15 protein-coding genes are annotated in these 18070 nt (G+C 41.8%); all 15 read left to right on the top strand.

Going from position 1 to position 18070, the window contains the following annotated elements:
• The first annotated feature begins 12 nt into the window (after positions 1–12).
• The 15 genes from wecB to VGB26_06225 all read left to right on the top strand — a co-directional run bounded on the left by wecB (position 13) and on the right by VGB26_06225 (position 18056).
• Positions 13–1173 carry a UDP-N-acetylglucosamine 2-epimerase (non-hydrolyzing) gene (gene wecB, locus VGB26_06295; protein ID HEX9757395.1) on the top strand — a complete coding sequence of 387 codons (1161 nt, stop codon included), beginning with the start codon at positions 13–15 and terminating at the stop codon, positions 1171–1173.
• Between the two features lie 20 nt (positions 1174–1193).
• Positions 1194–2057 (top strand): XrtA system polysaccharide deacetylase, encoded by an 864-nt coding sequence (locus tag VGB26_06290; protein ID HEX9757394.1) that lies wholly within the window; start codon positions 1194–1196, stop codon positions 2055–2057.
• Between the two features lie 18 nt (positions 2058–2075).
• A complete protein-coding gene (locus tag VGB26_06285) occupies positions 2076–3779 on the top strand; it encodes a glycerol-3-phosphate dehydrogenase/oxidase (GenBank protein HEX9757393.1) in 1704 nt (567 codons plus the stop codon).
• 22 nt (positions 3780–3801) lie between these two features.
• Positions 3802–4791, top strand: coding sequence for an NAD(P)-dependent oxidoreductase (locus VGB26_06280; protein ID HEX9757392.1), 990 nt, complete (start codon positions 3802–3804; stop codon positions 4789–4791).
• Positions 4792–4828: 37 nt separating this feature from the next.
• Positions 4829–5563 (top strand): class I SAM-dependent methyltransferase, encoded by a 735-nt coding sequence (locus tag VGB26_06275; protein ID HEX9757391.1) that lies wholly within the window; start codon positions 4829–4831, stop codon positions 5561–5563.
• A gap of 75 nt (positions 5564–5638) precedes the next feature.
• Entirely contained in the window at positions 5639–6739 is a 1101-nt protein-coding gene (locus VGB26_06270) for a glycosyltransferase family 4 protein (protein ID HEX9757390.1), read from the top strand.
• A 3-nt stretch (positions 6740–6742) separates the two neighbouring features.
• Positions 6743–8524, top strand: coding sequence for a carbamoyltransferase C-terminal domain-containing protein (locus tag VGB26_06265; protein ID HEX9757389.1), 1782 nt, complete (start codon positions 6743–6745; stop codon positions 8522–8524).
• A 59-nt stretch (positions 8525–8583) separates the two neighbouring features.
• The gene (locus VGB26_06260; protein ID HEX9757388.1) at positions 8584–9180 is read left to right on the top strand and encodes a metal-dependent hydrolase; all 597 of its coding nucleotides are present in this window, start codon (positions 8584–8586) and stop codon (positions 9178–9180) included.
• Positions 9180–11141 carry an asparagine synthase (glutamine-hydrolyzing) gene (asnB, locus tag VGB26_06255; GenBank protein ID HEX9757387.1) on the top strand — a complete coding sequence of 654 codons (1962 nt, stop codon included), beginning with the start codon at positions 9180–9182 and terminating at the stop codon, positions 11139–11141. Before VGB26_06260 ends, asnB begins: the two co-directional genes overlap by 1 nt.
• A 120-nt stretch (positions 11142–11261) precedes the next feature.
• Positions 11262–11879 carry a hypothetical protein gene (locus tag VGB26_06250; GenBank protein ID HEX9757386.1) on the top strand — a complete coding sequence of 206 codons (618 nt, stop codon included), beginning with the start codon at positions 11262–11264 and terminating at the stop codon, positions 11877–11879.
• Positions 11880–11894: 15 nt separating this feature from the next.
• Entirely contained in the window at positions 11895–13499 is a 1605-nt protein-coding gene (locus VGB26_06245; GenBank protein ID HEX9757385.1) for a GMC family oxidoreductase, read from the top strand.
• Between the two features lie 42 nt (positions 13500–13541).
• Positions 13542–14522 (top strand): lysylphosphatidylglycerol synthase transmembrane domain-containing protein, encoded by a 981-nt coding sequence (locus VGB26_06240; GenBank protein HEX9757384.1) that lies wholly within the window; start codon positions 13542–13544, stop codon positions 14520–14522.
• An 84-nt stretch (positions 14523–14606) separates the two neighbouring features.
• On the top strand, positions 14607–15695 hold the full coding sequence (locus tag VGB26_06235; protein HEX9757383.1) for a sulfotransferase: 1089 nt from the start codon (positions 14607–14609) through the stop codon (positions 15693–15695).
• A gap of 27 nt (positions 15696–15722) precedes the next feature.
• On the top strand, positions 15723–16859 hold the full coding sequence (locus VGB26_06230; protein ID HEX9757382.1) for a glycosyltransferase family 1 protein: 1137 nt from the start codon (positions 15723–15725) through the stop codon (positions 16857–16859).
• A gap of 63 nt (positions 16860–16922) precedes the next feature.
• Complete coding sequence (locus VGB26_06225) at positions 16923–18056, top strand: LamG-like jellyroll fold domain-containing protein (GenBank protein HEX9757381.1); 1134 nt, start codon at positions 16923–16925, stop codon at positions 18054–18056.
• The last annotated feature ends 14 nt before the right edge of the window (positions 18057–18070 follow it).

The raw sequence follows: 18070 nt of genomic DNA, 5'->3' as shown, positions 1-18070 counted from the left end.
GATTGGTCTCATATGAACCGTAAAAAAGTAATGATCATTTTTGGAACCCGCCCAGAGGCCATAAAGTTGGCCCCCGTTATACTGGGGATGAAGAGTGACCCTAAGCGGTATGATTCTTTTATCCTGGCTACCGGTCAGCATGATGAAATGCTTTCCCAGGTTCTGAATTTATTTGAGATTAGGCCTGATAAAAACCTGGAAATAATGACTTCAGGACAGACTCTTTTTGATATCACAACGAGAGCATTAACAGGCATGGAACATGTCCTAAATGAGGTATCTCCAGAATTGGTGCTGGTTCAAGGGGACACCACCACAGCTTTTGTTGCCGCATTGGCGGCCTATTATAAACAAATACCTGTTGGGCACGTAGAGGCAGGACTGCGAACCTATAACAAATATAATCCCTTTCCGGAGGAAATTAACCGTCAATTGGTGTCAGTATTAACCGATCTTCATTTTGCCCCCACGGTTTATTCCAGCAACCAATTACAAAAAGAAGGAATAGATAAAGAAAAAATTTTCGTAACAGGAAATACAGTAATTGATGCCCTTTTATTGGGTATTAAAAAAGAATATACCTTTAAAGAAAAAATCCTGCAAAAAATTAATTTTGATTCTAAAAAAGTCATTCTTTTAACGATGCATCGAAGAGAAAGCTTCGGTGTACCTATGGAAAAAATAATGTCTGCAGTATGCAGTCTTGCGAATGAATATGCTCAAGAAGTGGAGGTGGTTTTCCCTGTTCATTTTAATCCAAAAGTTCGGAAAACAGTGCAACAGGTCTTAAATAAATCCCCTGCAAATAATATTCACCTCCTGGATCCCCTGGACTATCAAACCTTTATTAAATTAATGGAGAAATCTTATTTAATTATAACTGATTCGGGTGGTGTCCAAGAGGAGGCTCCCAGCTTGGGTAAGCCGGTGTTGGTTCTCCGTGAAACGACTGAGCGGCCAGAGGGAATTGACGCAGGTACTGCAAAATTGGTAGGAACCTCCCCCGAAATAATTTACAAAGAGACCAAAAATTTGTTAGATGATCCGTCAGCCTATGAAAAAATGGCAAAATCGGTTTCTCCATATGGAGATGGTAGGGCATCTGAAAGGATTTTAAATATTATTGATCGAGTTAAACTGGATGAGATGGGAAGGGCAAGGGATTGCCGCTAGCTACGAGGTTAAAAAAGTCAATGATCAATGCTTTAACCATTGATGTAGAAGATTATTTTAATGTTTCGGGCTTTGAATCTCAAATAAGATTTGAGGATTGGGGTAACTTTGAATGCCGTGCTGAAGCCAACACCGATAAACTTTTATCTATCTTGAATGAATATAATGTGAAGGCAACTTTCTTTATTTTGGGGTGGATCGCTGAGAAATTTCCTGAGCTGGTAAAACGGATTCATAAAGAAGGTCATGAAATTGCTTCCCATAGTTATGCCCATCGGTTGGTATACAAGCAAAACCCACAGGAATTTAGGGATGACTTGAATAAGTCTAAGGGAATTCTTGAAGAAATAATTGGAGAACCTGTCATTGGGTATCGCGCACCCAGTTACTCGATTACTGAAAATTCCTTGTGGGCATTGGATATCATGATGGAGGAGGGTTTTTTATACGATTCGAGTATTTTTCCCATACGAAGGGACCGTTATGGAATTCCCAATGCGAAAAGGTTTCCATATAGAATTAATGGAAAGAATGGGTCCGATATTTTAGAGATCCCTCTGTCGACCATTAAAATTCTAAATAACAATATTCCCATTGCTGGGGGAGGTTATTTGAGATTATTTCCTTATTGGTTCCTTCGTTGGGGGTTAAATAGTATTGTTGAAAAAGAAAATCAACCCATCATTGTTTATTTACATCCGTGGGAAATTGATACAAACCAGCCAAGATTAGAGGGGAGTATGTTGTCACGGTTTCGACATTATATTTTTTTAGAGAAAACGGAGCCCCGGTTAAAAAAATTATTGAAGGAATTTAAATTCGGGCCAATGAGAGACCTATTAAAAGAATATCAAGAAAAGGCAAATATCAAAAAAAATGATTAATTTAATGTACAAAAGATAATGATCAGAAATGTAAAGAGTCTTACAGAAAAGGAGTTTGACCTCGTTATCATCGGGGGAGGAATTTTTGGAATATGTGCTGCCTGGGATGCCGTTCTTCGGGGATTCTCGGTTGCTTTGGTAGAGCGGGGTGATTTTGCACATGCGACCTCTGCAAATTGTTTTAAGATGGTTCATGGTGGGATTCGGTATCTTCAACATGGCGATTTATATCGCATTCGTGAATCGAGCAATGAAAGAAGAGCCCTCCTGAGAATTGCACCGCATTTGGTTCATCCGCTTCCGATCGCCATTCCGACCTATGGGAAAGGGTTGAAGGGGAAAGCCCTTCTTCAGGCTGCTTTTTGGCTTTATGAAGGGATAACCGCTGATAGAAATAGAGGAATATCAGATCCCAAACAACATATTCCAGCTGCTTATTTTATTTCCCGGGAAGAATGCATTGAAAGGTTTCCGGGGGTTAAACAAAAAGGGCTGACCGGGGCGGCCATATTTTATGATGGCCAAATGCGAGACCCCGCTCGACTAGCGCTGTCGTTCCTGAAATCCGCTTGTGAAGCGGGTGTCCGGGCCGCAAATTATGTCGAGGCGATTGACTTTTTACAGAAAGACCGTCGATTTTACGGAGTCAAAGTACAGGATCGTCTTGGTGGTGAAACATTTGATGTTCGGGGCCGGCTGGTTATTAATGCCGCGGGTCCTTGGGCAAATCGATTTCTTTTTCATTCCGTTAAATTAGAATTAAACCCAAGCCCATCGTTTTCAAGAGATACCAGTTTTGTCGTCAATCGAAGGTTGATCAATGACTGTGGTTTGGCGGTTTCGTGCCGAACCCAAGACCCTGACGCCCTCCTGAGCCGGGGAGCCCGGCATCTTTTCCTAGTACCTTGGCGCAATGTAACCCTGGTTGGAGTATGGCATGTGGTCTATGAAGGCCATCCTGACCAATTAACGATTGGTTATGAGGAATTGCGGTGTTTTCTGGATGAAATAAACGAGGCCTATCCCACTGCAGAGCTAACGGAAGAGGATATTAGCCAATTTTACACGGGCCTTGTTTTATTCGGGGCAAACACGCCGCAGTCTATCAATTTAAGTTATGGAAAGCGCTCGATGCTTGTTGACCATAAAAAACAAAACGGTTTGGACGGTTTGATTACCCTTGTCGGCGTTCGTTATACAACGGCAAGAGGGGTTGCAGAGCGGGCCATTGATTTAGCCTCAAAAAAACTCAATAAGAAGGTCGGAAGATCTTATACTTCGGAAACTCCTATTGATGGAGGTGATTTTGAGAGTTTTGAAAATCTCTTATCAAGGGCAAAACAAGAACTCTCGTTGGATTTACCAGAAAATATATTAATCGCCTTACTTCATCGCCATGGAACCCGTTACAAAGATGTTCTCCATTATGTGGAAGAATTAAAAGATTTAGCCGTTACCCTGGGTCAGTCTGATGTGATCAAAGCAGAGGTTGTTTATTGTATCCAAGAAGAGATGGCCATGAAATTAGAAGATGTTATTTTCCGTCGAACGGGTTTGGGAACCGCAACACATCCCGGCGAAGAAGTTTTGACCGAATGCTCGAAGGTTATGGCGTCGGCCTTGGGATGGGATGAAACTCGGCGCCATCAGGAGATTGAAGGGGTCAACGCATACTTTCGGAAACCTGTCATCAAAAGATCAAAAGATCAAAAGAACATTTGAGTCAAGGAGGGCGAGTGACCTAATGCAGCTTTTAATTACGGGAGGAACCGGTTTTATCGGGTCGAGGCTTGCCTTCCATTGTCATGAAAAGGGGAATTCGGTTGTGGTGTTGGGCCAGACCAATAATCCAACCGAGTTAGAAAACGCCCGTTGGCTTCAATCCAAAGGCGTTAGGGTGGTGGATGTCTCTGTTACCGATAGAGGTAATCTTGAGAAGCATCTAAAAGGCACCGATTTGGTTTTTCACCTTGCTGCAGCTCAACATGAAGCGAATATTCAAAATCAACGTTTTTGGGATATTAATGTCTCGGGAACCCAGAACATGTTAGAGGCTTCTGTTTCCTCTGGGGTCAAACGATTTATCCACGGGAGCACAATCGGTGTTTATGGATCGGCATTGGAGGGTGCCATTCATGAGGGGTCGAAACTAAGTCCAGACAATATTTATGGAATAACGAAGGCCGAAGCAGAAAAGGTTGTTTTGCGTTTTAAGGAAAAATTACCGGTCGTGATATTACGAATTTCTGAAACCTATGGCCCGGGAGATCGGAGACTGTTAAAGCTTTTTCGTGCAATTAAAAAACGGGTTTTTTTTGTGATTGGAAATGGCGAGAATCTTCACCATCCAATTTACATTGATGACTTAATAGGGGCATTTCTGGTTGCCGCCAGATCCGAAAAGGTATTGGGGAAAACCTATGTCCTCTCTGGGAATGAGGCGGTCACAACCCAGCAGATGGTCAATACGATTGCGCAGGTTTTAGAGTGTTCGTTACCTAAATGGCGGGTTCCTTTAATGCCTTTTTTAATGGTTGCTGCAGTAATGGAAACGGTCCTTAAACCTTTGGGAATTCAACCACCACTCCATCGCCGAAGAATGGATTTTTTCCGGAAAAGTTTTTTCTTTAAGCAAGACCTTATGCGTTCTGAGTTAGGGTATTCCCCGACGGTAACGTTCGAGAATGGTGCCCGGCAAACCTCGAATTGGTATCGCGAACGGGGGGATCTTTAAGAGTTATTTGAAATACTCAAACAGGAGAAAAAACTAAATGTTATCATCACAATCACTTTCTGCAAAAATAGAGCCATTTGATTCTTTTTGGGAAGGACCGGAAAATATCGAAAAAGGGTATTCCTCGTTTTATAAATTTTATAAGAATAATTATCTAAAAATTTTCCCCCATGATCGAAAGGCCAATATTCTCGTCATTAGCTGTGGTCCGGGTTATTTCGTGAATATGTTGACTATTCATGGATATGAAAATGTGATGGGAATCGATTCTGCACCGGAAAAAATTAAACATGCTGTTCAAAAGGGTTTAAATTGCCGAGTGGAACGTGCCTTTGAATTCCTTCAGAAAAATAAAGGTAGTTTTGACGTAATATTTTGTGAACAGGAACTAAATCATCTCACCAAGGAGGAAATATTGAATTTCCTTCCCCTCTGCCGGAATGCCCTCCGCGAAAATGGGACCCTAATCGTTCATTCCTTAAATGGTGCCAACCCTGTTACGGGTGCTGAAGCACTTGCTCAAAATTTCGATCACTATAATACTTTCACCGAATATACGATGAGGCAGGTAATATCCTATGCCGATTTTAAAGATATTCGGGTGATACCTCTTAATCTTTATGTTTTTTATTCGAATCCACTGAATTATGTCCTCTTAGTTTTAAGTAAAATGTATGATTTGTTTTTTACCTTTAGTTTTATGCTGTATGGAAAAGCCAATCGAATTTGGACCAAAAAAATTGGGGCTGTGGCAAAAAAAGGTGATGGTTAAATCTAAATGGCCCCTGAATCTCTGAAAATCCTTTTTTGTAACTATGAGTATCCCCCGTTAGGGGGGGGTGGTGGAGTGATCAATGCTCTTTTGGCGGAGGAATTAGCTAAGCGTCACCGGGTTACCGTTCTGACTTCTAGTGGGCCCGGCCTTTCCCCTATGGGGGTGGAGAATAATGTTCGTGTTGTTCGGGTTCCGGTTTATTTTAGGAGAAACCAGGCAACCGCTAATTTGATTTCGATGTTGATGTATTTGCTTATGGCAATACGTGAAGGAGGGCATTTGCTTAAACACGAATCTTTTGATGTCATAAATACACACTTTGCTCTTCCAAGCGGCCCCGTCGGTCAGTGGCTTTCACGCAGGGCGGGGATTCCCAATGTGCTCTCTTTGCACGGGGGGGATCTTTATGACCCAAGTAAATTCACTTCACCCCACAGGCATCCCGTTCTTCGCATTTGGATCCGACGGCTTATTAGGAGAGCCGACCGGGTAATAGGCCAATCAACAAATACCCTTAATAATTTAAAACAGTATTATCTTCCTCAGTTAGATGCTATACGTATACCGTTGGGAATTAAGCGGCCTAAAATTGAGGCCGGGGATCGGAAGTCTTACGGTATTCCAGAGGATGAAGTGTTGCTCGTTACAGTCGGAAGATTGATTGCCCGAAAAGCCATTCACCAACTACTAATTTTAATGAAATCGTTTAGGGATTTAAAAATCCGTTTATTGGTCATTGGTACCGGCCCTCAAGAAGAACAACTTCGCAGAGATTCCCAACAGATTGGTATCAACAATAAAGTCCAATTTTTAGGTCAAGTTAGTGAATCCGAAAAGTTTCGAATTCTTCAAATGTCGGATATTTACGTATCGACAAGCCAGCATGAGGGATTTGGGATGGTTTTCTTGGAGGCCATGGCTTGTGGTATTCCTGTTATTTGTTATGATTACGGTGGCCAGACGGATTTCCTGAAAGATCAAAAAAATGGTTATCTGATTCCGCTCAATAATTTAAAGGAATTTGAAGCCCGATGCCTTTTTCTGGTTCAGAATCAGTCTCTACGGAAGAAAATGGGGCAGGATAATTCACGGCGGGTTGAGGAACTATTCATCGACCGCTGTGCAGAGCAATATGAAAGCATTTTTTATGAAGTCATTGATGGCCGGAGGTGAGAAGTGAAAATATTAGGAATCACAGATCATATTATTAGCGGTGCTGCCATTTTGGAGGATGGCAAGGTATTGGCAGCCGTGAATGAAGAAAGACTGGTTCGAAAAAAAATGGTTATGGGATTTCCCCGAAAATCAATTGCCGAAGTTTTCCGACTTGCAAATGTTCGACCCGATGAAATGGACCAAGTCGCTGTGGCCTCACAATGGGGAACGTTTCTGAATAAATATGTGGATTTTGATGGGGGTTTATTTGAGGTAGACCGTGGGCTCATCAAAAACGTATTTTTCTCTGTTGGTTCCAGGCTCAGCCATTACAGGTTAAAGGTCCCTATTTTAGAGAGTCTTTATTATAATCTTAGGAAACCGGTTTATGCTCAACGCCGCATAAGTATCCGCCGGGTTTTAAAGGAAGAATTTGGAATTGAATGTCCTGTGAAATTCATTTCGCATCACTTTTCCCATGCGTGTTCTGCCTATTACTCCAGTGGATTTAATGATGGCTTGGTGGTTACCATGGATGGATCTGGGGATGGTAATTCTTCTCATGTGTATTCTGTTACCAATGGGAAATGGCAAATTTTGCACAAGGTGGCCGGTTTTGATTCATTGGGTAGTTATTATGGATATGTAACCCATATATGTGGATTTAAAGCGGGCAAACACGAAGGAAAAATCACCGGTCTTGCCGCTTACGGAAAGGATTCCTATAAGGATATATTGTATCAATTTATTCAGTACAATAATGGCACCATTACCAATATCGGAAATGCCTTTTTTACTGCAGCCGTTCAGAAATTGTTAGGCGCTTTACCCAAGGATTTTAAAAGGGAGGATTTGTCGGCAACGATCCAGAATGTTGCAGAAGAGGTGGCCACCCAATATATCCAGTATTGGAGGGAAAAAACGGGAAAACATGATGTGGCACTTGCTGGAGGTTTGTTTGCCAATGTAAAAATTAATCAAAGGATCCATGAATTGCCAGGTGTTCGTTCCGTATTTATTCACCCTGGAATGTCAGACGAAGGCCTTGCCGTGGGTGCCGCTTTGGCTCTAAATTATATCAATTCCTCCGACCCTTCAAAAATAAATACAAGGTGTATGGATCATGTATATCTTGGACCTGAGTTTTCCCAAGATCGGATAAAAGAGGCATTGGAAAAAGCAGGGGTATCATATTCATTTCACCAGGAAGTGGAACCCGAAATTGCAAGGCTGATAAGTAAGGGATTTGTAGTCGCGAGAGTAAACGGTAGGATGGAATACGGCCCTCGAGCGCTCGGGAATCGATCGATTTTATATAAACCTGATGATCATTCAGTTAATGATTGGCTTAATAAAAACCTAAAACGAACCGAGTTTATGCCCTTTGCGCCGTCAACCCTTGCAGAGGATGCAGATAAATTTTACCACAACCTGGATGGGGCCCGAGAAACCGCCCGTTTTATGACGATTACCTTTCAATGTACCGAGGAAATGAAAAACCAATGCCCAGGTGTGGTACATGTAGACGGTACGGCGAGGCCCCAACTTGTTAGCCAAACCGATAATCCAAGTTACTATCGTATTATCCAAAATTTCAAGGAGCTTACCGGAAAATCCAGCGTGGTAAATACGAGTTTTAATATCCACGAAGAGCCCATTGTGTGTACACCGGAAGATGCGATTCGTGCCTTCAAAATTGGGCATCTGGATGTTTTGGCAATCGGATCATTTACTGTAATGAATCCCTCAGCTGAAAAAAGGGTCCAACTGCGTGAGGCTGAACGAAAAACCTTAGCAAATTGAATTTGGAAGAACCTTATCCAAAGGTTTGAACTTTTTCGATGTTTTATAATGGGTGAAAAATGGCAACGCCTATTGGACATGCCTTGGCAGGTTACCTCATTTATAAGATAGCATCTGGAAACCAGTTTTTTAACAGACCCTTATTTTTATCCCTATGCCTTTTCCTTGCAGTTGCTCCCGATTTGGATTTCATTCCTGGGATTATTCAAGGGAAACCAGCGCTTTACCATCAGGGGATTTCGCATAGCCTGATCTTCGCTTTAACCTCTGGATTCTTGATATCAATGGTTATCAATCTTAAAAAGACAAAGTTGATCATCCCATCCGGATGGATACTATCATTTGCATACGCTTCGCATCTCCTTTTAGACATGTTTGGTCCGGATAAACGGCCGCCTTACGGAATTCCCCTATTTTGGCCTATCAGTGGAGAGACTTATCAGGCTCCATTCCAAATTTTATTAGGCGTCAGTCATGCCCATTCTACTTCTGTGGGAACCCATGAATGGATTGCAACGATCCTTCAACCCTACAACCTACTTGCCATTGGGATTGAACTCGTTGTGATTTTCTCCTTAATCTTTTTGTCTCATTTTTTGAAATCCTGCTATACAAAATTTGAGAAAAGAGTTGCTGTAAAAGGAGGTGGTAACTGATGTGCGGGATTTGTGGAAAGGTGAGCTTTCAAGGTGAGGTCAATCAGAGCGAAATTAAAATAATGGCCCAATCCCTCTCCCACCGGGGACCAGATGATATAGGTTTTTATATGAATAACGAAGTAGGTCTCGGACACCGTCGATTAAGCATTATTGACCTCCATACCGGAAAACAACCTATTTCGAATGAAGACCGAACAAAATGGATTGTCTTTAATGGCGAAATCTATAACTATCGTGATCTTCGATCGGATCTGATTGGAAGGGGCCATCGATTTCATACGGATACTGATACCGAAACTATTTTGCATTTATATGAAGAGTATGGGGAGCGATGTGTTAAATATCTTCGAGGGATGTTTGCATTTGTAATTTGGGATAATCAATCAAAGAGATTATTTGCTGCCCGTGATAGATTGGGCCAAAAACCCTTTTTTTATGTCCAACGGGAAGAGGAATTTCTCTTTGCCTCAGAAATAAAGGCTCTTCTCGCGGTCGATCGTTCTTTGGCCGAAATGGATCTTGGCTCCCTTGACCAGTATCTTAGTTTACGTATTATAGCTCCCCCCCGTTCTATGTTTCGTTCCATTCGAAAACTTCCCCCAGCTCACTTCCTAACCTTTGAAGAGGAAACTGGATTAAAGATCGAACGCTACTGGGATTTAGAGTATGAACCTAAATTATCGGGTTCTGATGACGATTTAGTGGACGATCTTGAGGAAAGAATGATCAAGTGTTTAAAATATCACATGGTGAGCGATGTACCTGTAGGGGCTTTTTTAAGCGGGGGATTAGACTCAACCCTAATTGTTGCGATGGTGATGAAACATGTGACCTCCGAACCTATTGAAACATTTTCGGTCAGTCTTCCTTTTGGTTCGTTTGACGAGGCCCCTCTTGCCAAATTGGTTGCCAATCAGTATGGCACTCGACATCATGAAAAAGTTATGATTCCTTCCCTGGTGAAAAGTCTTCCACGCCTGGTATGGCAATTAGATGAGCCATCTGATTCTTTATCTGTGTGTACGGACCTAATCGCTAAAATGGCGCGAGAGCATGTGAAGGTGGTTCTTGGGGGCGATGGGGGGGATGAACTTTTTGGAGGTTATGACCGTTATTATGGAAATCGATTTGCCGGTTATTATGCTCAAATTCCCAGTATGATTCGAAAAAATATAATTGGAAAACTCCTCCCATACATTTCCGATGGAAATTGGTATAAAAGCCTTGGGCACCAGCTTAAATGGTTGCACAAACTATCCTTTTTGGAAGGTGGGACACGCTATGCGAAAAGCCTTGGTTATTTTTATTTTGATCGCGTGCAGCTCAATGACCTTTATGGTTCGGTAAAAGAGATCAATAACTTTCCATTTGACCCCGGTTTTGCCATCAGAGAGGCTTTTGATCGGGCCCCAGACTCTGATATTCTAGATCGGATGCTTTCTGCAGATAGCCAAATTCGGCTTCCAGACCACTCGGTGATGATTTTGGATCGAATGACAATGGCGCATGGACTGGAGGCAAGAAGTCCTTTTATGGATCACGAAATTGCAGAATTCGCTGCAAGGCTTCCCATAAGACTTAAGGTGAGGGGACGCTCTCTTAGATATATCCAGATGCAGCTCGCTAAACGGTATTTGCCAGAGCCCCTTCTGAATCGCCCTAAGCAAGGTTTTTCCTCAGCGCTTCCCTACATGTTAAAAAATGAATATCCATTCTTGTTCAAAAAATTCCTTGAAAATTCACATATGGCCAAGAACGGTATATTCCACCAACCTTCGATTAATAGCTTTTTGGGGGAACATCTGATTGGAAATAAAGACCATGGAAATCGACTTTGGCTTCTCCTGAATAGTGAGGTATGGTACCGGATTTTTATCGAACATACCTCCGTCCAGGACCTCTCGGAAGAGCTGATTCAATCAGCTCGAAACCATGAAAAGATTGAGGCTGAAATTTAAGAAATCAGAAAATATGCTCCTTTATAATGAGGTCAGTAAATTCCATGATGAACGGAAATTAAATTTTTTCAGATGAGAGAGAGCAAGATGAATTCTCGCCCTTCAATCAAAGAAAAAATAATGAGCAGACGGATTTTCATGGTTACGGCGGGTGTGCTGACCCTTATAGGTATTTTTTCTTATCCTGCATTGCGATATGTGAAGAAGGCCATTAACCCCAACTTGAATCGAAACCACCCTCCCGGCCGATTGTCTGATCAGGATATGAGGACCATGTTGGCCTTACTTGAAGTACTGGTTCCCCAAAGGTTGTGGATTAGCCAGGAAAATATGGTCAAACTGGTCAATGATGCGACCGAACAAAAGAAAGGTTTGTTAAAGGAGTATCAATCTGGGCTTAATATGTTGGATCAATTGACAAAGTTGCGGAGGGGAAAATTAGGCTTTGCGAATATTTCGCTAAGGGAAAGAAGTGTGGTTTTGGAATCCATTTTGTGGAAATATGAAGGAGGAAGGCAAAAAGATCTTTCCAATCTTTTCGGGAAGATTAAATCGAATGTTGAACGTTTGTTTCTATCCAAACCTGAACGCCATTTTCGTGATTTTGTAGTGCGGGATCTTCTGGTTCGTTTTTATTCCGGAGAAGCGGGGTGGAAATTGGCTGGATACACCAATTACCCGGGTGTTCCAGGGAATCCCCGGGAATATGTGGGACCTGGGAGCCTAAGCTGGAAATAGAGTTTTTGAAAAAAGATGATTAAGAACTTGAATTACAATTCCTACGATGTGTGTATTATTGGTGGTGGGATCGCCGGTGCCCTTGTAGCTTATAAATTGGGCTTAGCTGGTATAAAAGTAATCGTATTGGAGGCAGGGCCGCGGCATGATGTTGCCGACCGTCATCATTATATGGACCGTTTCCTCAACGGGGATAACCCATGGCGATCAGATATTCCGGAAAGGGATATTTATACCAATGGTGGTGAAGTAGAGTATCCTCTAAATAAATACAGGGTTAAGGCCGTAGGGGGGAGTACGCTGCATTGGCAAGGGTATGCGACTCGACTTCATGAGAGTGATTTTGAAATGAGATCGAGGTACGGCATCGCAGAGGACTGGCCCATTACGTACGAAGATCTTGAACCTTATTATTGTCAGGCCGAGGAAGAATTAGGAGTTTCCGGAGATGATGATAATCCATTTGGGCCTCCTCGCTCAAAACCGTATCCTCTTCCGGGTTTTCCTGCTGGATATGCGGAGAAAGAGTGGACCAAAGCTTGTAAGGCTTTGGGGATTCAATTCCGGACCATTCCTCAGGCGAGAACCTCAGTTAATTATCGCGGGCGACCTGCTTGTATGACGTATTCCGTTTGCAGTGCATGCCCTATTCGAGCGCGGTATAGCGGAGATATTCATATTGAGTTGGCTGAACAAACCGGAAAGGTTAACGTGGTTCCCAATGCCAATGTGGTTCGTTTTGAAAGTAATGGATCGGGCGGGGTAAAAAGGGTTGTCTTCGCAACCCCGGATAAAAAGGAACATCAGTGTATTGCCGGGATTTATATTTTGGCTGCTCACGGAGTTGAATCGCCGCGGTTGCTCTTGCTTTCTAAATCTCTTGATTTTCCGGATGGTTTTTCGAATTCCAGCGGAAAAGTGGGAAGGTACTTCATGGATCATACCGGTCGCTATCAACAGGGGCGGGTCAAAGCGCAATTCTATCCCTTTCGGAAGGGCTTTTACACCGTTGGCACACAGCAGTTTTATGAGAAACCTACCAGGGATCATGAGGCGGCTTTTACGATTGCTGGAATCGATAGTGGACCAAGACCGAGGAATATTGCAAAAGATATTATTCGATACGGGGGGCATTGGGGATTGGACCTTGAAAGAGAAATAAAAAATGAGTTGAAGCAAGAATTTGGAAAGTACTTTGGATTTGGGTCAATGGTTGAACCGTTGCCTTCAGAGAAGAACCGTGTGGAGCTGGATTATGAAAAGAAGGATTTTTTTGGGAACCCCTGTCCGAAGATTTTTTATTCAATTTCCGACTATGAGCGGGAAACCTTTAAAAAGGTTGATAAAATTACAAAGAGTATGTTTGAGGCATTAGGGGCTGAAAAACAGGAAGTACACCGGCTTGGATACGGGGGGCACCACAGTGGGACCTGTAGGATGGGAAATGACCCGAGGACCAGCGTTGTTGATAAAAACCTTAGAGCCCATGATGTTAAAAATCTGTTTATTGTGGGGAGTAGTGTATTTGTAACCGTCGGGGCGGCAAATCCAACTTTAACCATTGCAGCACTGGCATTAAGACTCGGAGAGCATCTCCTAAAATTTCGTGGACCAGCCTAGACATTTATATTGGTTTTATTGGAGGGTTTTAGTAATTAAAGGATGAAATTATTTTTAAAAGCTGCGGTAACAATTACTTTGTTCGTGTTAATCCTATGGAAATTAGGGGGAGTAAGCGAACTCGGGCGGATGATTATGACACCCAATCCAATCTACCTTTTATTGGTATTCGGGGTGAATACGATTGATCGAGCCATTATGACTTTTAAGTGGAAATTGTTATTAAAGGGAAGGGGTATTTTTCTTCCTTTCGTTAAGGGAATGAATATTTATTGCGCATCGATGGTTTGGGGTATTTTTCTTCCTGCCACAGTGGGTGCAGATGCAATTAGAGCTTATAGCACGACACGAATTGGATTAAAATCCAATGAGGTTATTGCTTCAATTATTATTGAACGGATGATCGGTTTTCTCTCTGCACTCTTGGTCGGCTTGATAGGGTTTTCGATTCTTACGATATCAGGGGCTCTTGATGATCGATTCCAGTCGGTATGGTGGGTGGGAGGATTATTTCTTCTATTATCAACCTTTGGTTTTGCGATGTCTTTTAGCCAAACCGTTTTTGATTTTATTAGGGAGAGAATTTTGGGGTCCTTCAGGGAATCGTGGCTCTTAAAAAAGATTACCAAGTTTCACATGATCTATCGGGAATATCAAAATGATAAAACAACCCTTTTTAAATTTTCTTCACTAACATTTGGCGAGCAGTTTCTTCCAATCCTTCATGCGTGGCTAATTGCCAAGGCGATTGGTGTTGACATCGGTCTTGTTTATATTGCTGGAATTGTACCTTTAACTCTTTTGATTACAAGGATTCCGATTGCCATCAATGGGCTAGGGGTCTTTGATGCTACTTTTATGGTATTCATGTCAATGGTTGGAGTTCCTCCCGCAGAAGCCCTTGCCATTACGCTTATCGGTCGGGTGGTCCAAATATTATCCTGGATTCCTTGGTGGTTGGCCTACGTCCTTGGGAGCGGCAGTTTTCGTCCTCCTCGACAGGTTACGGAAGAGAACGTGTAGCGTTTTCTTACCCTGCTTGTAATGAGAAACCACCATGCTTTAAATCAGGATTCTTTTTTAGAAATTAAAAGATTTTCCTTATCAATGAATAATAATAAAAATATTCAAGAAGGCTTTCAAGACTGTTTTCCAATTTTTGTCGTAGGAGCCGCAAGGTCAGGCACAACCATGTTGCAGCTCATAATCAATGCCCATCCCAAAATTGCTATTTTTGGGGAGATTCATTATTTTGACCAAATTTTGCAAATCAAGCGATTCATACCTTCAATGAGTAGGGATGAAGATTTGGAAAAATTTTTTTCTTTTGTGAGAAGAATTCGAGCGTTCCAGTTTTTGCCGGGTATTGAGGAAATTCTTTCGGGGGTTAAAGATAGAATGCTAGTGATCAAGTCGAGAACTTATGAGGGATTCTATAGGATTCTTCTCGAGGAGTACGCAAAAATAAAGGGGGCAACCAGGTTTGGGGAAAAAACACCAGGGAATGTGAGGCATATTGATCAACTTTTTAGAATATTTCCTAATGCCAAGGTTATTCATATTATCCGGGACCCCAGGGATGTTGTGGCCTCCAGTTTGAAAATGCCAGATGCCTCAAAGGATATCATTATACATGCTCTTTCTTGGGCAAGTGATATTGTTTTGGGTAATCATTTTTCCAATAGAGAAGAATCCTATATTGAAGTTCGGTATGAGGATTTAACTCAACACCCTAAAGAGGAGATGGAAAGATTATGCAGGTTTGTGGGAGAGGAATATTCCGAAACCATGTTGGAATTCTATAAGACATCTACTAATTATTTTAAAAATGAACCTTGGAAAAAGGGAACTTTAAAAAGGGTAAACACCCAATCTATCCGGAAGGGGGAAAAAGTATTGTCACGGTCAAAGATATTCATCATTCAAAAATTAACTGGTTTTCTCATGAGAGAATATGGGTATGAGTTTTCATCTATTGCCTTTAATAAAAAGCTATTGGCCTTTATCTACCTCCCAATTGAATTGTTAAAGTCCAGCATGCATCAAATTAAAAAGATGAACCTGAGAAGAAAACCCAACAAAAATCTAATCGTATCAGGGCAAAATCAAGCCTTGCCAAAAACTTTTTTTAGTCTTCTCTTAAAGAGGCCTAACGTTAAGGCTCGTCATTCCGCATACTATCCTGAAACACAGTAGGTGGATTTAGTTGAAAATGGTTATTCAATGAAAATAGCGATAATGATGCGTGCAATGGATCAAGATAGTGGACACCGGGCAATTATAGAAGGCCTAATCGAGAATATGTTGGAAATAGACCAGGAGAACACTTACCTGCTTTTATATAGGTCCTCAAAGTGGTTTGGGCGCTTTTCTTCCTATCGAAATACTAAGGAAATTCTTGTTCATGCTCCCCAAAAGTTCCTCTGGGATCAGATTGCCGTTCCCTATCGGGCGTGGAGGGAAGGAGCCGATATTATATATAACGAAAAATTTAGTGTCCCCCTAATCAGTCATTGTCCTGTGGCAATGGGAATTCATGAGCCCGCCTGGTGGGCGTGGCCTGAGCATTATGAATGGTGGGACATTGCCTATATTAAAACAATGCTCCCCTTGTATTGTCGAAAAGCATCTGTCTTGTTTGCAATCTCCAATTTTATAATTGAGGAGAATCGAAAATATATAGGATTATCGTTCAATAAAGCAGTTGTTACATATCCTGCTCCGCGGGAATATTTTCGGCCGATCCATGAACCAGGCTTGCTTGAATCTTTTCGAGAAAAATATCAGCTTCCGGAAAGATTTATCCTTGGGGTTACTCGAGTGGATCATGTGGGAAATGAAAATCCAACCTATTATGGAGGAAAGAATGTTGAGACAATTATCCGAGCATACCTTCTATCGCGTCATGAATATCCCCACAAGCTCGTAATCGCAGGTCGAAATGTGAAAGAATATCTTCTCCATACGGGTTGGACCCGGGATGAGCTAGAAGGGGTTCATTTTATTGGGTTTGTCCCTCACAAAGAAATTCCTAAACTTTATAATCTTGCCAGTCTATTTGTTATTCCATCTTTTTATGAAAGTTATGCAATGGCAATGGTCGAAGCCATGAGCTGTGGTTGTCCTGTTATTGCATCAAAGACCGGGGCTTGTCCGGAGATTGGTGGAGGTGCCGCAGTCCTTGCAGATCCAAAAAAACCAGAGGATTTTTCGCAAAAAATGGTTAACGTGTTAACCAACGAAGATTTCAGGATAGGGTTAAGGAAAAAAAGTTTGGATCGGTCGACCTTTTTTAATTGGGAGCGGAGTGCAAATATTACACTTCAGGAACTCAAAAAAACAGTTCGCGTTATGAAATAAAGGAGACCTGGAAAGAGGGGATTAATTGTGTTGACTCAGCATGAAAAAAACTAACCAAACGAGATGAGAGAACAACGAGTCAAGTATTTCACACTCTCAACTTTATACCTTGTTGTACTTTTTGTTTTATTATTATCCCCTTTTGATCTCCACCTTCCCATCTTGAAAAGTGAGATTCAATGGCTTGAGCAGTCAAGAGGGATGGAAATTAGAGGGACGGCAGGGATTAGATCCTCCTCATCCGCGGAGAAGTTATATAACGCAATGAAGACAGGTTCGGGGATAACCTTAGAGTTTTGGATAACGACCAAGCATTTAAATCAAAAAGGACCCGCTCGAATTATAAGCTATTCCGCTAATAAGGTTAGAAGAAATTTTACCATAGGCCAGGAAGGAAGAGATCTTATTGTTAGATTAAGAACAACAAAGACGAATCTCAATGGGAAAAATCCCGAATGGAGAGTGGAAGATGTATTGGATTCCAATCATCCTCAGCATATTGCCGTTACATATGACTTTTTTAAAGAAAAAATTTATGTGGATGGGCAGCTTCGTGATTCATCGACTGCCCTGAGTGGTGATTTCTCCAATTGGAATCCGACTTTCCCTTTATTGATTGGGAATGAAGGGACAGGCAATCGCCCATGGGTCGGAAAGATATTTTTAGTCGCTCTATACAATCGAGCCTTATCAGAACAAGAGGTGGTTCAAAATTATCGTGCAGAATCTTTAAAAGGAATTCCCGGAAATGGTCCTTCAGGTCGAGTCATGGATGGAATTACTACGTTATATTTGTTTGATCAAAGAAAGGGAGAGGTCATCATGGATAAGAGTGGGGTGAAACCGTTCATTCAAACTCAAATTCTTACCGGACCAGAGATTACCAATCAGGTATTCCTTATGCATCCTTTCCAAAACTTTAACCTCTCATGGAAGCAGTTAACGGATATACTTATCAATATTGTTCTCTTTATTCCATTGGGTTATTTGGCTTATGCTGCAACGGTATTTGCAAATAATGATTCAGGGATTAAAATGGTGTCGGTTTTAATTTTAGGGGTTTTTTTTTCCCTTTGCATGGAGTACCTCCAGTATTACTCGTTGGTTAGAATTTCATCGCTGATGGACGTGATCAATAACGGAATCGGTACGTTTCTTGGTATTATTATCCAAAGATTCCGGACTGTATCTACCTAAACCAAATAAGATCT

This window comes from Nitrospiria bacterium (assembly GCA_036397255.1).
Taxonomy (GTDB): Bacteria; Nitrospirota; Nitrospiria; order DASWJH01; family DASWJH01; genus DASWJH01.
Note: the sequence above shows the minus strand (reverse complement) of the source record. Positions and strands in the feature narration are given on the sequence as shown.

Bases quoted from the DNA above. Each gene is read 5' to 3' on its own strand.
- wecB (HEX9757395.1), top strand. From the start codon at position 13: ATGAACCGTAAAAAAGTAATGATCATTTTTGGAACCCGCCCAGAGGCC.
- VGB26_06290 (HEX9757394.1), top strand. From the start codon at position 1,194: ATGATCAATGCTTTAACCATTGATGTAGAAGATTATTTTAATGTTTCG.
- VGB26_06285 (HEX9757393.1), top strand. From the start codon at position 2,076: ATGATCAGAAATGTAAAGAGTCTTACAGAAAAGGAGTTTGACCTCGTT.
- VGB26_06280 (HEX9757392.1), top strand. From the start codon at position 3,802: ATGCAGCTTTTAATTACGGGAGGAACCGGTTTTATCGGGTCGAGGCTT.
- VGB26_06275 (HEX9757391.1), top strand. From the start codon at position 4,829: ATGTTATCATCACAATCACTTTCTGCAAAAATAGAGCCATTTGATTCT.
- VGB26_06260 (HEX9757388.1), top strand. From the start codon at position 8,584: ATGGCAACGCCTATTGGACATGCCTTGGCAGGTTACCTCATTTATAAG.
- asnB (HEX9757387.1), top strand. From the start codon at position 9,180: ATGTGCGGGATTTGTGGAAAGGTGAGCTTTCAAGGTGAGGTCAATCAG.
- VGB26_06250 (HEX9757386.1), top strand. From the start codon at position 11,262: ATGAGCAGACGGATTTTCATGGTTACGGCGGGTGTGCTGACCCTTATA.
- VGB26_06245 (HEX9757385.1), top strand. From the start codon at position 11,895: ATGATTAAGAACTTGAATTACAATTCCTACGATGTGTGTATTATTGGT.
- VGB26_06240 (HEX9757384.1), top strand. From the start codon at position 13,542: ATGAAATTATTTTTAAAAGCTGCGGTAACAATTACTTTGTTCGTGTTA.
- VGB26_06235 (HEX9757383.1), top strand. From the start codon at position 14,607: ATGAATAATAATAAAAATATTCAAGAAGGCTTTCAAGACTGTTTTCCA.
- VGB26_06230 (HEX9757382.1), top strand. From the start codon at position 15,723: ATGAAAATAGCGATAATGATGCGTGCAATGGATCAAGATAGTGGACAC.
- VGB26_06225 (HEX9757381.1), top strand. From the start codon at position 16,923: ATGAGAGAACAACGAGTCAAGTATTTCACACTCTCAACTTTATACCTT.